The sequence below is a fragment of the Pontibacter sp. Tf4 genome (genome assembly GCF_014212495.1).
Lineage (GTDB): Bacteria > Bacteroidota > Bacteroidia > Cytophagales > Hymenobacteraceae > Pontibacter.
Genome location: NZ_JACKZC010000011.1, coordinates 18,478 through 39,844, shown reverse-complemented (window position 1 = coordinate 39,844; position 21,367 = coordinate 18,478). Strand labels below are relative to the sequence as shown.

Here is a 21,367-nt window from a genome sequence, read left to right as displayed (position 1 = left end):
TTAATTCATAATTAATAATTCATCATTCATAATTATTAAAGAGATGTTCAAAGAGATATTCCTGTTCGAACTGAAGTACCGGATGAAGCGCCCGGCTACTTATATCTATTTCTTCATTCTGTTCCTGATGGCCTTTTTTGCGATGCTTGGACTGGGTGGTGCTTTTGGTGCCGGTGTGGTGATCGGTGATACCAGCGGAGGAAAGGTGTTTGCCAACTCTCCTTACCAGATCAACTGGATCGTAACCTTGCTCAGCTGGTTTGGCGTGCTCATTACCTGCTCCATGATGGGTACCCCGATCTTCCGGGATTTCGAGCACAAAACGCATTCGCTTTATTACACTACGCCCATCTCAAAGGCAGGCTATATTTTCGGCCGATTTACGGGTTCGTTCCTGGTTACGCTGTTCGTGTTTGCGGGTGTGGCGCTTGGTGCCATGGTTGCTACTTTTATGCCGTGGATGTCACCTGAAAAAGTAGGGCCGTTTAACCTGATCTGGTACATACAACCTTATTTAACGATTATCATCCCCAACCTGCTGCTGACCGGTGCTATCTTCTTTACCCTGGCATCGCTTACCCGCAGCGCGCTTTCCATTTATGTAGGCGGCGTTATATTCCTGGTAATGTACGGCATTGCCAGCAGCCTTACCAGCGACCTGGACAACGAGTTTATCGCCAACCTGACCGACCCGCTCGGTGCTTCTGCCATTTACCTGACCCAACGCTACTGGACCACTGCCGAGCGAAATACCATGATGCTGCCTTTCAGCGAGTATGTGCTCCTGAACCGTGGGCTTTGGCTAACTATAGGTTTGAGCTTACTGGCGTTCTGCTACTATAAATTCAGTTTCTCGTTTGCCAACACCGGCATCAAATTGTTCCGCCGTAAAAACAGTGCTGAAGCCGTAGGAGCCATTATTCCGTCTGAGCGCCTGAACCTGCCCAAAGTATCGCAGAGCTTCTCGTTTAACCTGAGCCTGAAGCAGTATTTCAAGCTGAGCAAGCTGGAGTTCAATGGCATTATCAAAAGTGTTTATTTTATAGCTATAGTTACAGCCGGCATTATTTTCCTGTTCGTTTCAGGGGCGCAGGTCGGCAAGATGTATGACACCAATACCTTCCCGGTTACCTCGCAGGTAGTAACGGTGCTGAACGGCACATTCGCGCTGTTTTTCCTGATCATCATTACCTTCTACTCTGGCGAGCTGGTGTGGCGCGAGCGCGATAACAGTATTAACCAGATCTACGACTCCCTGCCTATTCCGAACTGGGTGCCTTTTGCTTCTAAAATGACTGCCCTGATGCTGGTGCAGGTGGTATTGCTGTTCGTTATTATGATCTGCGGTATCATCATCCAGACGTTTAAGGGCTACTATAAATATGAAATTGATGTGTACCTGCAGGGCCTGTTCGGCATTAACCTGATAGATTACCTGCTGCTATGCGTACTGGCGATGCTGGTACAGGTGATCGTGAACAACAAGTTTATCGGCCATTTTGTGATGGTGGTGTATTACCTGCTTAACATCTTTAAAGGCCAGCTTGGTTTTGAGCACACACTCTACTCCTATAGTTCCGATCCGGGCATTACCTACTCGGCCATGAACGGCTATGGGCACTTTGTGTGGCCATTTACCATCTATAAAATTTACTGGGGAGCCTTTGCCCTGTTGCTGGCTATAGTTGCCAATATGCTATGGTCGCGCGGTTCGGAGAATATGCTGAAGTGGCGCCTGAAACTGGCCAGCATGCAGCTTACAAAATCTACCCTTTTCGTTACCGCAGCCGGACTTATCGTTTTCCTGATCACAGGTAGCTTTATTTTCTACAACACCAATATCCTGAACAAGTACCGCACATCAGACGACCAGGAAGAGCGCCAGGCTTATTATGAAAAGACCTATAAAAAGTACGATGGCATTCCGCAGCCGCGCATTACAGATGTAAACCTGAACGTGGATATCTACCCGGAAGAGCGTATTTTCGACTTTAAAGGCTATTTCTGGATAAAGAACACACACAGCCAGCCAATCGACTCGGTGCACATTAACCTGTCGGATGAAGCTGAAGTGCGCAAATTGGAATTCGATAGGCCTGCCAAACTGGCCCTGCATGACGAGGACTATGGTTACCGCATTTACAAACTGGACAAGCCAATGCAGCCCGGCGATTCTATGCGTCTGAACATGGACCTGCACTATGCCACCAAAGGTTTCCGTAACAGCGGTTCCAACACAGGCATCGTTTACAACGGCACATTTATCAACAGCGATTATCTGCCTAAAATAGGGTACCAGTCCGGGCTGGAGCTGAGCGAAGACGATATGCGCAAAGAGCATGGCCTGGAACCAAAGCCTCGCATGGCCGATGTAAACGACTCGGTAGCCCGCATGAACACTTATATCAGCAAAGAAGCAGATTGGGTGAACTTTGAAACTACAGTAAGCACTATTCCAAGCCAGATTGCCATTGCGCCGGGTTACCTGCAGAAAGAATGGACAAAAGACGGCCGCCGCTACTTCCACTATAAAATGGATGCGCCGATCCTGAATTTCTACTCTTTCCTGTCGGCAGATTACCAGGTGAAGAAAGACCACTGGAAAGGCAAAAACGGCCAGGATGTAGCTATCGAGATATACTACCACAAAGGCCACGAGTATAACCTGGACCGCATGATAAAATCGGTGAAGAAATCGCTGGATTATTTTACTGAGAATTTCAGCCCGTACCAGCACAAGCAGGTGCGCATTCTGGAATTCCCGGGTTACCAGTCGTTTGCCCAGTCCTTCCCGAACACTATTCCTTACTCCGAATCTATCGGCTTTATAGCGGATGTGGACGACAACGACCCGGAAGATGTGGATTACCCGTTCTATGTAACGGCTCACGAAATAGCGCACCAGTGGTGGGCACACCAGGTAATTGGTGGCGATGTGCAGGGTTCAGTGCTAATGTCGGAGACGATGAGCCAGTACAGCGCCCTGATGGTGATGAAGCATGAGTACGGCGAAGAGCGCATGAACAAGTTCCTGAAATATGAACTGAACTCGTACCTGCTGGGCCGAACCACGGAGCGTAAAAAAGAAATGCCGCTATACAAAGTAGAAAACCAGGGATACATCCACTACCGCAAAGGCAGCGTGATCATGTATGCACTGGCCGACTACATTGGCGAAGAAAACCTGAACAAGGCGCTACATAAGTACATTCAGAAAGTGGCGTTCCAGCGGGCTCCGTATACTAATTCTGTCGAGTTTTTAGGTTACATCCGCGAAGCTACGCCGGACTCGCTGCAGTATATGGTGACGGACATGTTTGAGAAGATCACGCTCTACGAGAACAAAACCACCGACGCGACCTACAAAAAACTACATGACAACAAATACAAGGTTACGTTTACTGTAGATGCCAAAAAATGGTATGCGGACAGCCTGGGTAACGAAGCGCCAGCCAAAATGAACGACTGGGTAGATATTGGGGTAATTGCCCGTCACAAAGTAGACGGCAACTGGCAGGACAAACCGCTGTACCTGAAGAAGCACCAGCTAAAAGCCGGCGAAAACAAGTTCGAGTTTATAGTTGACGAGAAGCCTGAAAAAGCCGGCATCGATCCGATGAACAAACTCATTGACCGAAACCCAACCGATAACACCAAAAAAGTTACCGAAGGATAAAAACCTATAGTTTAGATTAAACACAGAAGCCATACCTGACTAGGTATGGCTTCATTTTTATAGTTGGGTATAGTTCGTATGTATGCCCTCGCTCGCGTCTCGCGAGTGTGAGCTATTTGGTGGCGTCTCGCCACGTTATCATCCGGTTTCAATCTGTAGTTGTAACTGTAAACTATAGTTTAGCGCGGCCAGAGTCCGCAGGAAGCTCACACGCGCGGGACGCGAGCGAAGGCAGTAGCTTTTATAGTTTCGAGCAACTATAAACTATAGTTACTTAAACATTCCACCCAGCTTATCGCCTAAGCCGCCGGGCAGTTTGTCTTTCAGGCCGCCGCCGAGCATGCCCATCAGGTCTCCTTCCGACGACACTTTACCAGACAGCTTCTGCATAATGAACGAGATAACGAATGGCCCGGCCTGTTTGGCTATAGATTCCGGCACGCCCAGTTTCGTGCTCAGGTCGTTCACGTACTTCCCGATCATGTTATTTACTGCAGGATGTTCTGTAGTACCTTTGTTGCCTTTCAGCACATCCAGTATGCCGCCAAAATTGCCGCTGGTCGCTTCGTTCTTCAAGCCATTTTCCAGGTCATCCTTGGCAAGGTCTACGGCTTTGTTGGCGGTGTCGGGCTGCAACTGAAATTTGTTTTGCAGTTCGCCGGTCAGTTGTCCTTTTACCGAATTAATCAAGTCGTTTAGCATAGTTATAGTTTGTTTATAGTTATAGATCGATCTATAGTTTGTAACGGCAACTATAGCTATAGGATACTTTTTAAATCTCCGGCTTCGTTAGCAATCTCAAACTTTTGGCAGAGAAATTGCACCACTTTCGCTTACTACCTGTTATTTGAACAATAATTTATAGCTTTGCCTACACAACCCTTATGAACATGCGTTATTTAGCATTTTTAGCCATCATCCTTATAGCCGGTGCTGCTTTTGCCGCTCCAAAACTGAAAAAGATAAATCTCACCAAAGAGATCAGCATTAAACTGCCCAAAGACTTTACGCCGATGTCGGATGATGACATTGCCCGCGAGTACCCTGCCACTACCAAGCCGCTGGCTGTATATACCAGCCCGGATGGCAACATCGACTTTAGCTTAACGCAGAAGCGCACTACCTTCCGTGAGCGTGACCTGACCATGCTTCGTGAGTTTTATAAAGCCAACCTGGTCGAAACGTTCACCAACATCGATTTCATCCGCCAGGAAGTTACTGCCATAGACGGAAAGCAGTTTATAGTATTTGAGTTTGTATCGAACCTTGCAGATACGCGCGGCGCCTCTAACCTGAAACCGGTGCAGAAATACAGCATCATCATGTACACCATAACCGGCAATCAGCTTCAGATCTACACCCTGCATATCCCGTTCCAGCTCAAAAACCAGTGGCAGGATACCGCCCGCGAGATCATGGGTTCAGTCAACATTAAAAAGTAAGCTTACCTAACTATAGCTTAAAAGCCTCTTCTGCAACCAGGAGAGGCTTTTTTTATGGACCAGTGAAAGGGATTGGCTGGATTAGTGGGATTGCTATAGTTGCAGCTATAGTTCTATAGTTGATTTTACCAAAACATTGTTCGCTGGCGCGAGTCTCCCGACTCAACTGGCCCGCAAGGGACAACAAAAGTAGTGTCGTTGGCTATCGGTCTATAGTTTCAGTGGTCCGACTACAGTTATAGCTATAGTTCTATAGTTGGCGTTTAACACCCCTGTGAGCTGCGCTCGCAAGTTTCGAACTCTCGTTCTCACTTGTCCTCAAGGGGACAGTCCTGCTATAGTTTGAGTTATAGTTCTATAGTTACAGTTTATGTGCAGATAGTATCCTCACCAAACAACCAGCAACTAAACCTTGCTTAACCTGGCCTTAGCCTTTACCTTTACAACTATGGCTACAGATTTTCTTTCTATTTACAGCGACGAGTATTTTATGCAGCAGGCCTACCGGCAGGCGCAGCAGGCTTTTGAAGAAGGCGAGATTCCGATTGGGGCTGTTATAGTTGCCAACAACCGCATTATAGCCAAAGCCTACAACCAGACCGAGAAACTGAACGACGTAACTGCCCATGCCGAGATGCTGGCTTTTACCGCTGCCTCCGAGTACCTGGGCAATAAGTATCTACATGACTGTACGCTGTATGTAACGGTTGAGCCCTGCATTATGTGCGCGGGCGCCAGCTACTGGGCACAGCTTAAGCGGGTAGTGTTCGGAACAAATGAGCCGAAGCGCGGTTATAGAAGAGTAGGCAATTTACTACATCCTAAAACCGAGATGGTTAGCGGTATTATGGCGCAGGAATGTGCCGACCTGATGGCAACTTTCTTTGCAGCCAGAAGAAAATAACTAATTTTGAAACTAAGAGTTTAAACGCATACGTACTCCTACAATGGCTACGTATGTAATTGTTCACATATAAAAATATACAAAACTATGGCTTTCGAACTTCCGAAATTACCTTATGCTTACGATGCACTGGAGCCGCACATTGATGCACGCACCATGGAGATCCACCATACAAAACACCACCAGGCCTATACCGACAACCTGAACAAGGCCATTGCCGGCACCGACATGGAAGGCAAAAGCATTGAAGATATCCTGCAAAACCTGGATGGCGAAAACAAAGCGGTTCGTAACAACGGTGGCGGTTACTACAACCACAACCTGTTCTGGACAATTCTTTCTCCGAACGGTGGCGGTCAGCCTTCAGGTGAGCTGGCAGATGCAATCAATTCAGCATTCGGTTCTTTCGATCAGATGAAAGAGAAATTTAACGCCGCTGCAGCTACCCGTTTCGGTTCTGGTTGGGCATGGCTTTGCGTAAAAGATGGTAAGCTGGAGATCTGCTCTACGCCTAACCAGGACAATACCCTGATGCCATTCGCTGAAGGTTGCGGCGGTCAGCCAATCCTGGGCCTGGACGTGTGGGAGCACGCCTATTACCTGAACTACCAGAACCGTCGTCCGGACTACATCAACGCTTTCTGGAACGTAGTGAACTGGGAAGAAGTAACCCGCCGCTACAACGAAGCAAAGTAGTAGTTTAGAAACTAGATGATAGACGTTAGATTTTAGACTTCTGAACTACAAACAAAAATCCCCACCAGAAATGGCGGGGATTTTTGTTTGTAGTTTGGTGCAGGTATCCTGCTTAATCAGTTTAATCTCTTTAATAACCGGTCTACCTCTGAGCTACGCTGCTTTGTCTGTTCTTGTAAGCCTCTACACCGGCATCTAAAAACTTCACAAAATTATCTATGCTCAGGTCGTAAGCAGTTGGTTTTACCAGCACGTTCTCATGTTCGTCCATCAGCACATAATATGGCTGGGCATTTACGTTAAACTTCGTGATCTGGTAGTCGGCGTACTTTCTGCCGATCGTTTTCTTTTCCTTGCCATCGTAAGTGCTGGTGTACCATTCGCTTTGCGGCAGTTCGGTTCTGTCGTCTACATACAGCGCTACCACCACATAGTTCTCGCGCAGGCGTTTCAGCACAGCCGGGTCCGACCAAACATTTTGCTCCATTTCGCGACAGTTCACGCAGCCGTGTCCGGTAAAATCTATAAAGATCGGTTTGCCCTGGGCAGCGGCACATTTCTTGGCTTGTTCCAGGTCGAAGTAGCCTTGCAGGCCATGCGGCAGATGCAGGAAATCAGCATATTTCGGCGCCTCGCACTGCTCATTGGTGTTGGCAGCTAACACAGCGGTATTGCCAGCGTTGCCACCATTGTTCTGCCTTACAATTTTATTGATATCGAAGTCCTGAGTGGTTTGTGGCGGCAGGTAACCGGACAGTGCTTTAAGCGGTGCACCGAACAGGCCCGGCACCAGGTACACTACAAACCCAAACGTAACAATAGCAAAGAACAGGCGCGGCACACTAATATAGTTCAGGTCAGAGTCGTGCGAGAACTTGAGTTTGCCTAGCAGGTAAAAGCCCATCAGCGTAAAGATCACGATCCAGAGCGCCAGGTACACTTCGCGGTCCAGGATGCCCCAGTGGTACACCTGGTCGGCTACGCTCAGGAACTTAAGCGCCAGTGCCAGCTCTATAAAACCCAGCACTACTTTTACTGAGTTCAGCCAGCCACCAGACTTAGGAAGGCTGCTTAGCCACGACGGGAAAATGGCAAACAAGGTAAACGGCAAAGCAAAAGCCAGCGAATACCCGAACATGCCAACTATAGGTCGTATCACTTCGCCCTGGAAGGATGAGGCAATGATGCTGCCAACCAGCGGACCGGTACAGGAGAAGGAAACCAGCACCAGGGTCATGGCCATAAAGAACACACCTACCCAGCCACCTTTATCTGCCTGCGCATCTACTTTTGTCAGGAACGAGCTTGGGAGCGTGATCTCAAACATGCCGAAGAACGACATGGCAAACAGGATGAACACAAAGAAGAAAAGCAGGTTCGGGAACCAGTGTGTACTGATGAAATTGGCTCCATCCACCCCAAAAACTCTCGCAAATATAGTCCCGACAAGGGTGTAGATAGCAATGATAGAAAGGCCGTACACAAAGGCTTTCAGGATTGCTTTTCCGCGGCTTTCGCTGCTGTTGGTAAAGAAGCTCACCGTCATCGGCACCATAGGGTATACACATGGTGTTAGTACCGCAAGCACACCGGCACCAAAGGCCATGATCATAAATGTCCACAGGTCGCTTTCATCGGTGGCAGGTGCGGTCAGGGCAACATCGGCGGCCTGTATAGTTTCACTGTTTTCCGGAGCGGTTACGGTATCTGTAGTTGCTTTTTCGCCCAGGCCAAAAGCCACGCTGGCAGCTGTATCGGTAGTGGCAGGCTGCTGAACTATAGTTTGCAATTCGCCAGTAGGCTGGCCTGCAGATGGAGCAGCAGGAGCAGGTTGTTCAGCAGTTATAGCTTTTGTTGGCTGTGCAGCGGCTTTTCCGGTTACCTGAATCTGTTTGTTATTAAACGTAAAATCGTCGTCAAACGGAATGCAGCGGCCATCTATGTCGGTACAAACCTGGTACTCGTAAGTGCCTTTTACCAACAGCTCGGGCTGCAGCACGCGTATTTTCTGGCGGAACTGGGCTGTGCCGGTAAAGTAAGTATACTCACCGCCCCACAGGTCGTCGTATTTCTTTTTGGGGTTAACCGGTTTTATTTTGCCTACCAGTTCGTAAGACGGATGCTTGGCAAAGGTAAATTCCGTTACCATCGGGCCCAGTTCCGGATCAAAATCAGACGAGTACAGGTACCAGTCCTTATCGATGCGAACGTTAAAGATCAGCTCAACTTCCTCGCCAACCGCGACTTGTTTTTTAGAGACATCATAACTCCAGGTAGCCGGCTTAAGTACCTGCGCAACTGCCGAAAAGGTGACCAGCCAGAACAGCGCAGCAGCCCAAAGGCTTTTAGAAGATATAGTAGTAAGCATACGTGCTTCTTTAATTTGTAGGTTGTGTAACCCGTGTTATTAAAAGCATAACACAAGCCAGGGAAACAATGTTAACAACTATAGCTACAAATGTAAAAAATATATCGCTGCCTTGGGTAGCAACTATAGTTTATTCCGGCTGCGGCAGATGTATAGCTACCTGCGCACTATAAACTGCTTTGCCTTCCCGACCAACTAAAACAACAGCATTACAGTTACAAAAGCCGCCACCACTATAGCAACCCCAGTTATATTTTTCCTGCTTTCACAGCCCTAACATTCGCTTCGATAACTATAGCAATATTTCAAAGTCAAACACAAATTTTTATAAAATACATTAAAAATAATATATAAAAAGATAACTATTTTAAAATATTTTCCGTATATTATACAAGTTAAAATTATTACGGTGCAACACATAAATTATAAACTTTCACCCTTTAAATTTTGAAGTATACCAATATAAAACTACCGCTTACTTGTAACTGCTGTTAAGGGGTGACGGGAACGGAATTTTAGCCTACTTTTGATTGTACTATAACAAAGAATAAGTATAACTCAACCAATAAACACCATGAAACAACGTCTTGAGCATACCGATGAGCAGCTATTACAGACAGAGTGCGGCAGAGTGTTTGGCTACATCTTTAAAGCAATGAAGCTTGTACGCGATGAAAAGCATAATTTTCATGTAGTCTACAAAACCATGACGGATGAGTATATCTATTCTTTTTGCAATCCCTTCCTGGATACCCTGGCACCAAACACGTACAAACTGATCTCGGAAGAAGAGGCCAGAAAAATATTTCTGCCCCAGCTTACTTCTGAAAACGCCCACGAGTTGTTTACAACCGCCAAGGCTTCTTTTGCACTGCATGCATAGTTTAGTGCCAGCGTATCTGTAACACGAAGGTGCCCCGCAAGGCACCTTTTGTTTTTATAAACGGGCTAAAAGGCCATATTTAGCGCTAATATTTGCCAAACTATATACATTTGTGGCTTAACATCGTATTTTAGTTAATTTTACAGAGTAGCGCCTTAGCTTGCCTATACTTAAACTATGATCCTAAATATACTTCTTACCATATTCCTGGTATTGCTTAATGGCTTTTTCGTGGCTGCCGAGTTTGCTATCGTAAAGGTGCGCGCCTCGCAGATAGAGCTGAAGGCGCAGGCCGGCAACACCATGGCAAAAATGGCATCCCACATGATATCGCACCTCGATGCCTACCTGTCGGCCACACAGCTGGGTATTACGCTGGCCTCGCTGGGCCTTGGTTGGATCGGGGAAAGCGTTGTGTCGCAGATCATCATCAACATTATGGCTGCTTTTGGTTTTGAGCCAAGCCCCGAAGTAGCCCACAGCATTGCCCTGCCTATTGCCTTTGCTTTAATTACAGTACTGCACATTGTATTTGGCGAGCTGGCCCCAAAATCGCTGGCAATACAGCGCCCGGAGTCTACTACGCTGGCTATTGCGCTGCCGCTGCGGTTCTTCTATATCCTGTTCATTCCGTTTATCTGGCTGCTCAACGGTTTTTCAAACTTTATCCTGCGTTCTATGGGCATCCGCTCGCTGCATGGCGCCGAGGTACACTCTGCCGAAGAACTGCGCCTGCTCTTTGAGCAAAGCGCCGAGGGAGGTGCCATCCAGGATTCGCAGCACGAGCTGATCGAGAATGTGTTCCAGTTTAACGAGCGCATGGTGAAGCAGATACTGGTGCCGCGTACCAAAATGGTTGCCGTAGACCTTAACATCTCAGAGCACGACCTGATGGAGATCATCTTTAACGAGGGTTACTCGCGCCTGCCGGTGTACAGCGGCAACATCGACAATATTGTGGGTGTGCTGTATGTAAAAGACCTGCTGAGCAAGATGCGCCTCGGGGAGCCGATAGAATTAGAGAAACTGATGCGCCCTGCCTATTTTGTGCCGGAAACCAAGAAAATAAACCGCCTGCTGAAACAGTTCCAGCGCCGCCACCTGCACATGGCTATCGCTACCGACGAGTTTGGCGGCGTATCAGGTATTGTTACCATTGAGGATATTATTGAGGAACTGGTAGGCGAGATACAGGACGAGTACGATGAAGAAGTGCCGCTGGTAGAAATGTTAGGCGACTACGAATACAAAGTAAGTGGCGCTGCCTCGATCTCGGATGCAAACGATTACCTGCCTTATGCACTGCCGGAGGGCGAAGATTACGAAACTGTAGGCGGCCTGATCAGTGTGATTTATGGTCAGATACCGGAAAACATTACCGATACCATTGATTTTAACGAGTATGAAGTTCGTGTGCTCGAGAAATCAGAAAGAAGTATTGATTCGGTACTGTTTAAGATACGCGAAGAAATGCGGGAAGAATCCACACTGCGCGAAATGCCGGAGCATTAAACTGCAACTATAGTTTTGAGCCAACTATAGTTTTGCTGAAAGAGCTATAGTTGTGATTACAGCTATAGCGCGAGCGCCCTGGCTCATGTCGAACTATAGTTCAGGTGTTGCTCTATAGTTGCGGCTATAGTCTAAACGCGGCCGGAGTCCGCGGGTAGCTCACACTCGCGGGACGCGAGCGAAGGTATGGGCTATAGTTACAGACCGGTTATTCTTTTCCTGTAAACCAGCCGCTGTACATTACATAGTTGTTGGCTACTTTGTCGAGGCCGTCTACCTGTTCCTGGCTCAGCTGTTTTACTTTTTTAGCCGGTATGCCCGCATAGATCCAACCCGATTCGCACACGGTATTTTCCAAAACGATAGCGCCGGCAGCCACGATACAGTTCTTCTGCACTATAGCATTGTCCATCACAATCGACCCCATCCCGATCAGTACGTTGTCTTCTACGGTACAGCCGTGTACAATAGCGTTGTGGCCTACCGATACGTTGCTACCAATGGTGGTGGCGGCTTTCTGGTAAGTGCAGTGTATCACGGCGCCATCCTGTATGTTGGTCTTGTCTCCGATCCGGATCGCATTTACATCTCCCCTGATCACGGCATTAAACCAGACAGAGCATTCGCGCCCCATCACCACATCGCCAACTATCGTTGCATTCTCTGCTACAAATGTATCATCGCCAATCTGTGGCATCACGCCTTTCACCGGAAGTATAAGGGGCATAGCTTTTTGAATTATGAATGAAGAATTATGAATGGGTGGTAAAGTTATGGTTTAATTGTTGATGGTTAAATTGTTACTCTTGTAAAGTATTTCTTATCGTGTAAATCTAAAACTCTGTAAATCCTGATTCAGAGAATTAACAATCATCCATTTAACCATTAACAATTAAACAATTAACCGCTTCCAGGTGCCTTTGTTGTAGTTGTATTTCAGGGTGCTGGGCAAGGCTTTCCAGAAGTATTTATTCAGGTTTACGGCAAAACTGGGTTGCATGTAGCAGTTAATGGTACATCCTTCGCAGGCGGGCAGTCTTCCTTCCAGTTGCTTTTGCTTTTCTACTTCGGGGCTATAGTATAGTTGCTGCAGGTTACCGTTAATCGGGTAGGTTTTAGCGCCTAAGTGGTAGCAGGGCAATACCAGTTCGTTTTCAGGCGAAATAACTATAGTTGTAGTGGCTGCTTTACACACCGGGTCGCTGATATGGTTTCCGCCATCCTTTCGAAGCTGAATAAAACCATCGTTCAGGTACACGCCTTTCCGTTTACCAAAAGCCGACAGGTATTCCAGTTCTGCTTCCGTTAAGCGTTCGCCGGTTTCTACCCCATTGTATTCAAAGGCCGGGTTCAGGATAAGTACCAGTTTGTTGGGTTGGGTTATGGTTCGGTACACTTCTTCCAGCTCGTGCAGGTTGTGCTTAAAAACGGTGAAAAGAATATCCGGCCGCTCGCCCAGCGCTTTAGCTACTTTAATAGATTCCATCACGAAATCATAACAAGCTACTCCCCTGCCCGCATCGTGGGTTTGTTTATGCGCAGAGTCGAGTGAGAAATGCAGCATATCAACTTTCCCTTTCAGGTGCTGGGCCAGTTTAGGGTAAAGCATAGCGTTGGTGGTGAGCGTGGTAATAAAGCCCATGTCGTGCGCCAGTCCCAGCATCTCGTCGATCTGGCGATGCAGCAACGGCTCGCCCCCGGTAAAGTCGATTACCTGTACACCCAGTTTCTTCAGGTCGCGCAGGTTTTGCGCTACATCATCTATAGTTATGTAAGGCGAAGGTTTTTCCCAGATATCGCAGAACGAGCACTTTGCGTTACAGCGATAAGTAACGTAGTAGTTGCAAAGTACAGGTCTGGTTCTCAGGAGCACGATCTTAATTACGAATTATTAATTACGAATTACGAATTTTAGAACGAGATAACGAAATATAGCTTAATTGCTACTGATTGATTATTGTAACTAAGAATCTTAACTTTCTAACTATGAAAAGGCAGAACATCTCATCCGGCGCTATGTGGGAAGACATTGTAGGCTACAGCCGTGCTGTACGGGTGGGCAATGTAATTGAAGTGGCAGGCACTACCGCTACCGACGGCGACCAGATCATAGGAAAAGGCAATGCTTACGAACAGACCAAATTCATTCTTCAGAAAATAGTGAAAGCTTTAGAAGAAGCCGGCGCAACAATGGAAGATGTAGTACGCACCCGCATGTTTGTAACGGACATAACCCGCTGGGAAGAGATTGGTCGCGCGCATGGCGAGGTGTTCCGGACTATAAAACCGGCCGCTACCATGGTGCAGGTGAGCGCACTCATAAATCCTGAACTTTTAGTAGAGATAGAAGTAACAGCCCTTTTGTCCGCAGAACATCCACAAACTGAAGGTTTTTCTTTACGGTAGTTTAGGTTGAAGGACTATAGTTAGCGTTGCGGATAATTTTACCTCACCCCGACAACAGAATAGAATTTGTCTGAATCAGGATTTTCTGGATTTGGGCTTGGCTATAGTTTGAGCTTTAGTCTTATAGTTACTGCTTTAACACCCCTGTAGTCCCCTCAATGGGACAGTCCTTGTCTTGCTATAGTTGGCACTGCTATAGTTTTATAGTTACGGTTTGTCCAACCACCCCTGCCCCTCCCTATCCAAGGAGGGGAGCTCTGATACTGCTTTAGATTAAGCTATAGTTCTATAGTTTAAGGCATAAGTAGGCCAAGTTTACTTGGCCCCATGGAACTACAACTACGAGAAAAATGATCTGCTCTAACTAAGAGCAAGCACTGAAACTATAACTAAGGCAGCAACTATCGAATGTGATTTCAGTCTTTGGGTTGAGCGCCTTGTAGATTTCCGGTGCTGAAAGCATTGCGAGGCACGAGCAAAGGAAATGTACACAGCGCGATGCCCGAAGACGGGGCCTCCCGGCCTGGGAGGGAGCCAATGAAACTATAGAACTGTAGGCTCATAGAGCTCCCAGGAATGAAAGCAGCTATGAAAGAAAAGGCTTGGTTCCAGTAGTAGGCAAATCAACTATAGAACTATAGCCAACTATAGGCTGAGATAGATTTCTCACTGCGTTCGAAATGACAAAAGTGGAACTCTAGGATAAACAAGATGCCTCGGCGTTGCTCGACAGGACAAAAACGAACTATAGCTTATTGACCTATAGCCAGCGCTATTGGTAATCCTGTCACCATCGGGCCAGTTTAGTTGGGAAACTAAACACCATAATAAGTTACGGTGAGGACGCTCGCGCCAACAAGAGAGCAGCAACGGCGTTTACAAAATGATAAAACAAAACCGCCGGAAAGCGAATGTCTCCGGCGGTTTCTGTATCAAATGTATTAAAATAAACTCCTACTTCGGCATATACATCTCGGCACCAGGACCAACCGGCCATCCGAAAATGATCCAGACGATGAACAGCAGGGTCCAGCCGATGAGGAACACGACGGTGTAAGGTAGCATGGTGGAGATAACCGTTCCGATACCGGCTTTCTTATCATAGCGCTGTATAAAGGCCACGATCAGGGCGAAGTACGACATCATAGGCGAGATAATATTGGTAACACTGTCGCCGATGCGGTAGGCGGTTTGCGTAAACTCCGGGGTGTAGCCCAGCAACATGAACATAGGGATGAACACTGGCGCCATAATAGCCCACTTGGCCGAAGCCGATCCCATTACCAGGTTTATAGTTGCGGCTACCAGTATGAACATAATCATCAGCGGAATATCGCTCAGGCCCATCGTTTGCAGTACTTCAGCACCGTTAATGGCCAGTATCAGCCCTAAGTTGGTCCAGTTGAAGTAAGCCACAAACTGCGCCGCAAAAAACACCAGTACAATGTAAGAGCCCAGGGTTTCCATCGATTTAGCCATGCCGCGCATCACATCGCTGTCGTTTTTAATGGTTTTGGCGCCAATACCATAAGCAATACCAGCCACACCAGCCAGAATAAAGATAAACGCCACAATACCCGACATAAACGGCGAGTTCAGGATGTCGCCGGTCTCAGGGTCGCGCAGGTAGCCATTTTCCGGAATCAAACCGCCCAGAATAAATGCCGACATCAGGGACACAGCTATAGTTGCGTAAAGGATGCCGCGCTTTTCCTGCGGATTCAGGCGGTCGATGCTTTGCGGCTTTTCATCGCCGGTATACTCGCCAAGGCGTGGTATCACAATTTTTTCAGTTACCCATGTTCCTAACGCTGCCACTAGGAAAGTAGAAACGAACATGAAATAATAGTTAGCGGCAGGGTTAACCACATAGTTTGGGTCGATGATCTTGGCAGCCTCGGTGGAAAGGCCGGCCAGCAACGGATCGACGGTGCCCAGCAACAGGTTGGCACTATAACCACCCGATACGCCGGCAAAGGCCGCCGCCAGACCTGCCAGCGGATGACGGCCCGCTGCCAGGAAAATAATAGCCGCCAGTGGTACCAGCAGCACATATCCAACCTCAGAAGCGGTGTTCGACATTACGCCCGCAAATACAATTACAAATGTAAGCAGGCGCTTCGGCGAGGCCAGCACTACCAGGCGCAGCACTGCCCCAATCAGGCCTGTCCCCTCGGCAATACCAATGCCCAGCAAGGACACCAGCACTGTACCCAGCGGCGCAAAGCCGGTAAAATTGGTCACCATGCGCGTCAGGATCATGTGCAGCCCTTCTGCGGAGATCAGGTTAACAGGGGCTACTGTTTCGCCGGTGCCGGGGTGCACGACGGCCATATCAAACAGGCTGGCTACCCACGACAAAATAATGATGAGCAGGGCGAAGCCGGCAAAAAGTGTGGCCGGGTGTGGCAGGGCATTTCCGATACGTTCTATCACAGACAGAAACCTGTCGATGCCGGATTTTTTTTCTTGAACTGCAGGCATAAGATAAGGTGAATGGTATGCGGCCAATGCAAAAAACAGATGCTATTGGCCAGATAGATTTAGTTTAGCTCCTGAATATCTTTAAAAAAGGCCGCACCTGCAAACTTTCGGGGAAATCCCTAACTTGGTAGCCGCTTATAGTTTACACGTTTTATGATACCACCTCTGCAACCCGGCGACCGTATCGCCATCCTTTCTACGGCCCGAAAAATAACTTCACAGGAGCTTGCACCCGCCATCCGGACATTTAAAAACTGGGGTTTGCAGGTAGTGTTGGGGCAAACAATAGATGCCAGCTACAACCAGTTTGCCGGCGACGATGCGCTCCGTTTACAGGATTTCCAGCAGATGCTTGATGATGAAACGATAAAGGCCATCGTGTGCGCACGCGGCGGCTACGGCACCACCCGCATCATCGACCAGGTAGATTTTACCAGGTTCCGACAACAGCCTAAATGGGTTGTAGGGTTCAGCGATGTCACTACCATCCACAGCCACATCCATAACCTGGGCATCGAGACCGTGCACGCCATTATGCCCGTGCTGTTCGGCCGCGAAGGAACAATTGATTCCGTGGAAACGCTGCGCAAAGTACTGTTCGGCGAACGTGTAAACTATAGTTCGGCACCGCATCCTTTTAACCGTACCGGCACCACGCAGGGCCAGTTGGTAGGCGGAAACCTGTCCATGCTGCACACGCTTACCGGCACTCAATCCGACATCAGCACCGAAGGTAAGATCCTGTTCTTAGAAGACCTTGACGAATACCTGTACCACATCGACCGCATGCTGGTGCACCTCGACCGCAGCGGCAAACTCTGCAACCTGGCCGGCCTTATAGTTGGCGACATGAGCGACATGAAAGACAACACCATCCCCTTCGGCAAAACAGCTTACGAGATTATAGCAGAGCACACCGGCAAGTATAATTACCCGGTTTGCTACAACTTCCCGGTTGGCCACGAGCCGCTTAACTTAGCCTTGGTGTGCGGCAGAGAGGCCGTGCTTGAAGTGAGTGAACTGGGAGCTAAACTGGAGTATGTTTTGTAACCAAAAAGTACTACATTAGATTTTAAGTATATAGTATATTCGTTAGTCCGATTCCGTTTAGCCGCTTTATTTGGGCTTATAAACGGAATAAACTCTTAATAAACTATAGTTGGGTTTAATCCAAACTATAGAATCTGCACATTCAAACGAGAAGAGATGAAACTAACACTATGCTTTTCAATGCTCTTACTCTTTGTATGCGTGAAGGTGTATGGACAAACAAGAACTATAACTGGGAGATTGATAACTGAAAACTTGGAAACTCTTCCAGAAGTTAGGATTCATAATTCAGACACTGTAGTACTTGGCACGACAGATAAAGAAGGGAGATTTGAAATAGAAATTGCTCCTACAACAGAAGACCTATTGATTGGCTGGATTGGTATGGAGTGGAAAACTATTCAGCTTCCTGCCCACTGTAACCAGCTTGACATAATTCTAATGTACCATGGGCATTATGATTTTATGTCGGTAGGAAGAATTGATAGACTTCGGAAAAAGCGGTTTGAGAAGCTGCCTGGGTTGCACCTAACAGCATATAAAAAAGGACTCTTTACTACAAAGCAACCCTGTTATGGACAGGAGTTTGTGCCAATCAAGAATAGATTAAAAGAAATAAATCGAAAGAGACGAACAAAAAAGCCCTAAACCTAACAAGATGCATAATTTAGGCTTCGGCAATGCCTCACCCACATTATAGCACGAACACGTTGGGCTTAATTTGATAAACTATAATTTAGAAGAGTATGAGTTTTCCAGAGGGACGAAATGATGAATTAGTTATTTTTAAGCCTGAAAGTGGTAATACTGAATTCCAAGTTGTTCTTGATAGTGAACATGATACTGTTTGGGCTACAGAACAGCAAATTGTAGAATTGTTTGGAAAATCTAGGAGGACTATTGGTGAGCATATTAAGAATATATATTCTGAGGGAGAACTTGACAAAGAATCAACTTGGCGGGAATTCCGCCAAGTTCAAAGAGAAGGTGATAGAGAGGTTTCTAGGAAAGTTTCCATTTATAATTTAGATGTAATAATATCAGTTGGATATCGAATAAAATCCAAAGTAGGAATTGAATTTAGAAAGTGGGCAACTTCTAAACTTAAAGAGTATTTACTCAAAGGATATTCAATTAATAAAGAACTATTAGAAGGACAACAATCAAGAATCTTAGAACTAGAACAGTCTCTAGATAAGTTGCATGACCAAGCACTTCAAGAACAAAAAATTCTTACTGAAGGATTTTTAAGTATAATAACTGATTATTCAAAATCATTTGAACTACTTAGTAAATATGATTCAGAACAACTCTCAATAGAGGGATTAAGCAGTGAAATAATCTATGTAATAAATTATCCAGATGTAAAAGAAGCAATACAAAAGCTAAAACAGACTTTGATTGCAAAAGGGGAAGCATCAGAAATATTTGGAAACGAGAAAGACCAATCTTTTGAGGGTATTTTAGGAAGTATATCCCAAACTGTATTTGGAGAGTTAGCTTATCCAACCGTTGAAGAACAGGCAGCACAACTCCTATATTCAGTTGTAAAAGGACACGCATTCAGTGATGGGAATAAAAGAATAGGTTCTTTTTTATTTGTTTGGTTTCTTGAGCAGAACAATTTTCATCTCAACTCAAAAGGGGAAAGAAAGATAAACGAAATCACCCTGCCTGCACTGGCACTAGCTGTAGCCCAAAGCCTTCCAGAACAAAGAGAAGTTATGACTAAGCTAATAATCAACATGATAAAAAACTAAGTCCAACAAGGTATATAGTGTATGGTTTCATATCGTCAACCACAGCACCATATACCAGCCCATTACCTCCCCAATCCAAACTATGCCCAACTATAGATCTTTCGAAACAGAGCGGCTTTTGCTTAAACCAAGTACCGAGGAAGATTGCTGCTTTTGTACTGGAACTGCTGAACACGCCCAAATGGCTGCAGTATATCGGCGACCGAAACGTGCATACCCTGGAAGCTGCAGAAGAGTATATCCGGAACAGGATGCTGCCACAATATGCAAGGTTAGGGTACGGCAACTATACGGTAACACGCAAAACGGATGGGGCGAAACTGGGCAACTGTGGCCTTTACGACCGCGAAGGCCTGGAAGGCATAGACATCGGGTTTGCGTTTTTGCCCGAACACGAAGGCAATGGTTATGCCCTGGAGGCTGCTACAGAAGTAAAACGTGCTGCCATAGAAATTTTCGGCCTTACACGCATCGGCGCCATTACTGTAAAAGAGAATACCTCGTCGCAGAAGCTGCTTGAAAAGCTGGGCCTGAGATACCAGAAAACCGTGCAGTTACCCGACAGCAACGAAGAGCTGTTATACTATGAGCTTATAGTTACACCGGCTTAAGTTATAGTTCGGCGTTCTGGCGCACCCTTACTCATAACCATTTAAGTTTTAACGCACTATGTTGAAATATTTCTTTTTATGGTTTCCGATGGTTGTGCTGGCAGTGCTGAACGGAACGGCGCGGGACCTTTGGTACAAAGAGTATGTAGGTGAATTAGCTGCTCGGCAGATCTCAACCATCACGCTCCTGTTACTTTTTGCAGTTTATATCTGGTTTGTGGTCAGAAAGTACCCACCTGCAACTTCGGGGCAAGCTTTAACTATAGGAATGCTGTGGCTTGTTTTAACCCTTATTTTCGAATTCGGAGTAGGTTTTATGTCGGGCAGAACCTGGGCGCAAATGTTGGAAGACTATAACTTACTGGCAGGCCGCCTTTGGATTCTGATTCCCTTCTGGGTTGCTGTTGCGCCTTATCTTTTCTATAAGATGATCAAAACCTGACAGCAGTTTCCCTGTTGAGCCGGAAGAGCTCCTCCCTCAATTCATTTCAGAGCAGCAAAAATACGGACCGGTGTTGAGCCGACAGTAGCTATCGTTTAATTGCTTTACTGCATTCAGTATAATTTAATTTTTATTATATTTTACTAAACTTTACTACGTCTACCAATTCAAAGCAGCTACTTACCTGTCGCTATAAACATATCACAATAATAAGCTTGAAAAAAGTTATCCGCCAAAACTGCATCCGTATATTTGTATGGCAGCAGATTATGGTATAAAGAGCTCGTATCAGGTTTGCTGCCAGCTAATACTCCTTTCAATAGCCACCCTTCTCTACAAAAGGCTGTTTATTCCCCGGTCTGCATTTACAAGCTTCTCACTAAACTTCCATTAAGTATAATCAGAAAGTAGAACCAAGTTAAGCTAACACTGGCATAGCTGTATAAGCTTCGCAACTATGCCCTACCGCTCCTAATACTGCAGCGTTGTGCTCCCTCTTACATTTTAAAAATCACAGGTGATCCTACATCCTCACCCGGCACCGCTGTGCCTATAGTTAACCAATTTTCACTATTAGTAATAACACAAACAAAACACTATTATGAGAACAAGAATTTTAAGCTTAGTAGTCACATTTATTGCCCTTTTGGCTTTTAACAATGCTTTTGCCCAGAATCCACACTTTAATTCAAATGAGACTCAAAGTGTTACTGTAACCTGTGAAGAACAAGGGTCCAGTACTGTTTATCTTGTAACTATATCAGGTACAGTACATGGTATAGGCAACGCCAGAACAGGTACTATAACTTATACCTATGATGCAGAATTTAACTGCTATAACCGGGGTGCAGACGCCGGCCCAGTTCCGGGACAATCTGGCCCGGTATCCGGAGTTGTTAAAAATGTAACTCTTACTACCATAAAACCCGGAGTTGCTACTTACAACGCTACTTTCACAATTGGTGCTTCATGCAAAGGCAAGTCACTTTACTCTGTAGTAACTGATCTGGACTTTTCTGCATTAAATCTTGTAATACAGGGTGAGAGCCTAAGTTTGCTTGACTACATCGGTGCTATACCAAATTGCGAGGAAGAGTAATATATCCTAATCTGGGCATTATCAGGAACGCATA

General features: G+C 46.4%; 18 protein-coding genes. 13 read left to right on the top strand and 5 right to left on the bottom strand.

What is annotated here, in order from left to right; genetic code table 11:
- Positions 1-43 precede the first annotated feature (43 nt).
- Positions 44-3,676, top strand: a complete 3,633-nt coding sequence (locus H7F15_RS17070; RefSeq protein WP_185198209.1) for a M1 family aminopeptidase — start codon at positions 44-46, stop codon at positions 3,674-3,676.
- 270 nt (positions 3,677-3,946) lie between these two features.
- On the opposite strand, the gene H7F15_RS17065 is transcribed toward H7F15_RS17070, so the two are convergent.
- Positions 3,947-4,378: a hypothetical protein gene (locus H7F15_RS17065; protein ID WP_185198208.1), complete on the bottom strand. Its 432-nt coding sequence runs from the start codon at positions 4,376-4,378 to the stop codon at positions 3,947-3,949.
- A gap of 188 nt (positions 4,379-4,566) precedes the next feature.
- On the opposite strand from H7F15_RS17065, the gene H7F15_RS17060 reads away from it, so the two are divergent.
- The 3 genes from H7F15_RS17060 to H7F15_RS17050 all read left to right on the top strand — a co-directional run bounded on the left by H7F15_RS17060 (position 4,567) and on the right by H7F15_RS17050 (position 6,718).
- The gene (locus H7F15_RS17060) at positions 4,567-5,118 is read left to right on the top strand and encodes a hypothetical protein (RefSeq protein WP_255481309.1); all 552 of its coding nucleotides are present in this window, start codon (positions 4,567-4,569) and stop codon (positions 5,116-5,118) included.
- Positions 5,119-5,566: 448 nt separating this feature from the next.
- Positions 5,567-6,022, top strand: a complete 456-nt coding sequence (locus H7F15_RS17055; protein WP_255481308.1) for a nucleoside deaminase — start codon at positions 5,567-5,569, stop codon at positions 6,020-6,022.
- An 87-nt stretch (positions 6,023-6,109) separates the two neighbouring features.
- Positions 6,110-6,718 carry a superoxide dismutase gene (locus tag H7F15_RS17050; RefSeq protein ID WP_185198206.1) on the top strand — a complete coding sequence of 203 codons (609 nt, stop codon included), beginning with the start codon at positions 6,110-6,112 and terminating at the stop codon, positions 6,716-6,718.
- 142 nt (positions 6,719-6,860) lie between these two features.
- On the opposite strand, the gene H7F15_RS17045 is transcribed toward H7F15_RS17050, so the two are convergent.
- Positions 6,861-9,086, bottom strand: coding sequence for a thioredoxin family protein (locus H7F15_RS17045; RefSeq protein WP_185198205.1), 2,226 nt, complete (start codon positions 9,084-9,086; stop codon positions 6,861-6,863).
- Positions 9,087-9,660: 574 nt separating this feature from the next.
- Between H7F15_RS17045 and H7F15_RS17040 the strand changes: the two genes are divergently transcribed.
- Positions 9,661-9,969, top strand: a complete 309-nt coding sequence (locus H7F15_RS17040; RefSeq protein ID WP_185198204.1) for a hypothetical protein — start codon at positions 9,661-9,663, stop codon at positions 9,967-9,969.
- Between the two features lie 177 nt (positions 9,970-10,146).
- On the top strand, positions 10,147-11,481 hold the full coding sequence (locus H7F15_RS17035) for a hemolysin family protein (protein ID WP_185198203.1): 1,335 nt from the start codon (positions 10,147-10,149) through the stop codon (positions 11,479-11,481).
- Positions 11,482-11,689: 208 nt separating this feature from the next.
- Here H7F15_RS17035 and H7F15_RS17030 read toward each other — a convergent pair whose 3' ends face one another.
- A complete protein-coding gene (locus H7F15_RS17030) occupies positions 11,690-12,208 on the bottom strand; it encodes a gamma carbonic anhydrase family protein (RefSeq protein WP_185198202.1) in 519 nt (172 codons plus the stop codon).
- 165 nt (positions 12,209-12,373) lie between these two features.
- Positions 12,374-13,354, bottom strand: coding sequence for a radical SAM protein (locus H7F15_RS17025; RefSeq protein WP_185198201.1), 981 nt, complete (start codon positions 13,352-13,354; stop codon positions 12,374-12,376).
- Positions 13,355-13,467: 113 nt separating this feature from the next.
- Here H7F15_RS17025 and H7F15_RS17020 point away from each other — a divergent pair, with 113 nt between their 5' ends.
- On the top strand, positions 13,468-13,887 hold the full coding sequence (locus H7F15_RS17020) for a RidA family protein (RefSeq protein ID WP_185198200.1): 420 nt from the start codon (positions 13,468-13,470) through the stop codon (positions 13,885-13,887).
- A gap of 954 nt (positions 13,888-14,841) precedes the next feature.
- Here H7F15_RS17020 and H7F15_RS17015 read toward each other — a convergent pair.
- Positions 14,842-16,371, bottom strand: coding sequence for an AbgT family transporter (locus H7F15_RS17015; protein WP_185198199.1), 1,530 nt, complete (start codon positions 16,369-16,371; stop codon positions 14,842-14,844).
- A 153-nt stretch (positions 16,372-16,524) separates the two neighbouring features.
- On the opposite strand from H7F15_RS17015, the gene H7F15_RS17010 reads away from it, so the two are divergent.
- The 6 genes from H7F15_RS17010 (at position 16,525) to H7F15_RS16985 (ending at position 21,333) form a co-directional block, all read left to right on the top strand.
- On the top strand, positions 16,525-17,421 hold the full coding sequence (locus H7F15_RS17010; protein ID WP_185198198.1) for an LD-carboxypeptidase: 897 nt from the start codon (positions 16,525-16,527) through the stop codon (positions 17,419-17,421).
- Positions 17,422-17,577: 156 nt separating this feature from the next.
- Positions 17,578-18,069, top strand: coding sequence for a hypothetical protein (locus H7F15_RS17005; RefSeq protein ID WP_185198197.1), 492 nt, complete (start codon positions 17,578-17,580; stop codon positions 18,067-18,069).
- Between the two features lie 98 nt (positions 18,070-18,167).
- Positions 18,168-19,181 carry a virulence protein RhuM/Fic/DOC family protein gene (gene rhuM, locus H7F15_RS17000; protein WP_185198196.1) on the top strand — a complete coding sequence of 338 codons (1,014 nt, stop codon included), beginning with the start codon at positions 18,168-18,170 and terminating at the stop codon, positions 19,179-19,181.
- A gap of 17 nt (positions 19,182-19,198) precedes the next feature.
- Entirely contained in the window at positions 19,199-19,792 is a 594-nt protein-coding gene (locus tag H7F15_RS16995; RefSeq protein ID WP_370523752.1) for a GNAT family N-acetyltransferase, read from the top strand.
- A gap of 58 nt (positions 19,793-19,850) precedes the next feature.
- Positions 19,851-20,234 (top strand): hypothetical protein, encoded by a 384-nt coding sequence (locus H7F15_RS16990; protein ID WP_185198195.1) that lies wholly within the window; start codon positions 19,851-19,853, stop codon positions 20,232-20,234.
- Between the two features lie 601 nt (positions 20,235-20,835).
- Positions 20,836-21,333 (top strand): hypothetical protein, encoded by a 498-nt coding sequence (locus tag H7F15_RS16985; protein ID WP_185198194.1) that lies wholly within the window; start codon positions 20,836-20,838, stop codon positions 21,331-21,333.
- The last annotated feature ends 34 nt before the right edge of the window (positions 21,334-21,367 follow it).

Excerpts from the sequence above, each read along its gene's own strand:
- H7F15_RS17070 (WP_185198209.1), top strand. The coding sequence starts at position 44 with ATGTTCAAAGAGATATTCCTGTTCGAACTGAAGTACCGGATGAAGCGC.
- H7F15_RS17065 (WP_185198208.1), bottom strand. The coding sequence starts at position 4,378 with ATGCTAAACGACTTGATTAATTCGGTAAAAGGACAACTGACCGGCGAA.
- H7F15_RS17060 (WP_255481309.1), top strand. The coding sequence starts at position 4,567 with ATGCGTTATTTAGCATTTTTAGCCATCATCCTTATAGCCGGTGCTGCT.
- H7F15_RS17055 (WP_255481308.1), top strand. The coding sequence starts at position 5,567 with ATGGCTACAGATTTTCTTTCTATTTACAGCGACGAGTATTTTATGCAG.
- H7F15_RS17050 (WP_185198206.1), top strand. The coding sequence starts at position 6,110 with ATGGCTTTCGAACTTCCGAAATTACCTTATGCTTACGATGCACTGGAG.
- H7F15_RS17045 (WP_185198205.1), bottom strand. The coding sequence starts at position 9,086 with ATGCTTACTACTATATCTTCTAAAAGCCTTTGGGCTGCTGCGCTGTTC.
- H7F15_RS17040 (WP_185198204.1), top strand. The coding sequence starts at position 9,661 with ATGAAACAACGTCTTGAGCATACCGATGAGCAGCTATTACAGACAGAG.
- H7F15_RS17035 (WP_185198203.1), top strand. The coding sequence starts at position 10,147 with ATGATCCTAAATATACTTCTTACCATATTCCTGGTATTGCTTAATGGC.
- H7F15_RS17030 (WP_185198202.1), bottom strand. The coding sequence starts at position 12,208 with ATGCCCCTTATACTTCCGGTGAAAGGCGTGATGCCACAGATTGGCGAT.
- H7F15_RS17020 (WP_185198200.1), top strand. The coding sequence starts at position 13,468 with ATGAAAAGGCAGAACATCTCATCCGGCGCTATGTGGGAAGACATTGTA.
- H7F15_RS17015 (WP_185198199.1), bottom strand. The coding sequence starts at position 16,371 with ATGCCTGCAGTTCAAGAAAAAAAATCCGGCATCGACAGGTTTCTGTCT.
- H7F15_RS17010 (WP_185198198.1), top strand. The coding sequence starts at position 16,525 with ATGATACCACCTCTGCAACCCGGCGACCGTATCGCCATCCTTTCTACG.
- H7F15_RS17005 (WP_185198197.1), top strand. The coding sequence starts at position 17,578 with ATGAAACTAACACTATGCTTTTCAATGCTCTTACTCTTTGTATGCGTG.
- rhuM (WP_185198196.1), top strand. The coding sequence starts at position 18,168 with ATGAGTTTTCCAGAGGGACGAAATGATGAATTAGTTATTTTTAAGCCT.
- H7F15_RS16990 (WP_185198195.1), top strand. The coding sequence starts at position 19,851 with ATGTTGAAATATTTCTTTTTATGGTTTCCGATGGTTGTGCTGGCAGTG.
- H7F15_RS16985 (WP_185198194.1), top strand. The coding sequence starts at position 20,836 with ATGAGAACAAGAATTTTAAGCTTAGTAGTCACATTTATTGCCCTTTTG.